Genomic DNA, 643 nt, shown 5'->3' with positions numbered 1-643 from the left:
GCATACGTTTCGTGCCGACCCAAGCGGCGCCCATTCAAACAAGCCTGGATCCAGAGGCAGTCTCGAAATTCCAAGATCGGCGCGGCCGGCCAGGATGTGTTCGCCGATCTGCTCGTAGCTTCCAGAAATCGACCGGACATTCGAAGCGGTCTGTGAGCGGATAATCGCCACGACCTTGGGCAAGGTCACGAAACCGAAAACAGAAGGCGCGGCAATCGCGATCCGCTGCTTTTCCTCGTTCTTCATCGCGAAGATCGACGCTTCCAGCCGATCCAGGGACGTCAGGGCAAGTTCTACGTTTCGCAGAAGCTCCCAAGCTTCCTGCAAGGGGACGATGCGGTTGGCTGATCGCTTGAACAGTGTGATGCCGAGCGTGGTCTCGAGTTGCTTCACATGTTGACTGACGGCCGGCTGGCTTATCCCGAGCGCTGCCGCCGCCCGCCTTGTCGAACCGGCCCGCAACACTTCCCGGAAGACCTTCAGTTGACGGAGCTTGAGGTCGCTCTGCAACAACTCCATTCCCTGCGCGCCTTTCCCTGATAACCACCCGGCGGCAGACAACGCCAACCTGGGGAGCAACGAACTGCCTCAGTATATAACGACGCGTTATAGATAAAATAATAAAAGTTATAGATTGAGTGTG

General features: G+C 56.9%; 1 protein-coding gene. It reads right to left on the bottom strand.

Going from position 1 to position 643, the window contains the following annotated elements; genetic code table 11:
• Positions 1–519, bottom strand: a 519-nt coding sequence (locus NKI05_RS32235) for a LysR family transcriptional regulator (RefSeq protein ID WP_352794238.1), incomplete at its 3' end; no start/stop codon positions are given.
• Positions 520–643 lie beyond the last annotated feature (124 nt).

Origin of the sequence: Mesorhizobium sp. M0771 (assembly GCF_040320155.1) — a bacterium.
Classification (GTDB): domain Bacteria; phylum Pseudomonadota; class Alphaproteobacteria; order Rhizobiales; family Rhizobiaceae; genus Mesorhizobium.
This window is presented reverse-complemented; position numbering and strand designations above follow the sequence as displayed.